At 64.7% G+C, this 536-nt stretch carries 1 protein-coding gene; it reads left to right on the top strand.

Features of this window, described 5'->3' with window-relative positions; translation table 11 throughout:
• Positions 1-536: transposase (locus tag CO676_RS34375; protein ID WP_144340273.1), on the top strand; the 536-nt coding region annotated here is incomplete at both ends.

Below are 536 nucleotides of genomic sequence, written 5' to 3'. Positions count from 1 at the left end.
GCAGGTGGATGCCAGCATCGAGCGGTATCTGGGAATGCTCGACACGGCCGACCGGCAGGAGCGGGAAGTTGCCCAGATGCGGGTCGGCCGGCTGAAGGAACGGCTGGACTCGCTGCGTCGGCAGATGCGTGAATTGCAGGCGATGGAGCAAGCGGTCGCCAACGCGCCGGACCACCAGATCTCACGGACCGATCCCGATGCGCGGGCCATGGCAACGAACGGCAAAGGCACCGGAATGGTCGGCTACAACGTGCAGGCGGCGGTCGACGCCGAGCACCATCTGATCGTCGCGCATGAGGTCACCAATGCCGGCCATGACCGGGCTCAGCTTGCCAATATGGCTCAGCAGGCCAAGGAGGCGACCGGCGTCGAGGAGCTGACAGTTCTGGCCGATCGCGGCTACTTCTCCGGTGAGGAGATCGTTGCCTGCGAGGCGGTCGGAGCGACGCCGATCGTGCCCAAGCCTTTAACATCAGGGGCGAAGGCGGACGGGCGTTTCGGCAAGCAGGACTTCATCTATCAGCCTGAGACCGACA

Source organism: Sinorhizobium sp. BJ1, assembly GCF_002531555.1.
GTDB lineage: Bacteria > Pseudomonadota > Alphaproteobacteria > Rhizobiales > Rhizobiaceae > Sinorhizobium > Sinorhizobium fredii_B.
This window is presented reverse-complemented; position numbering and strand designations above follow the sequence as displayed.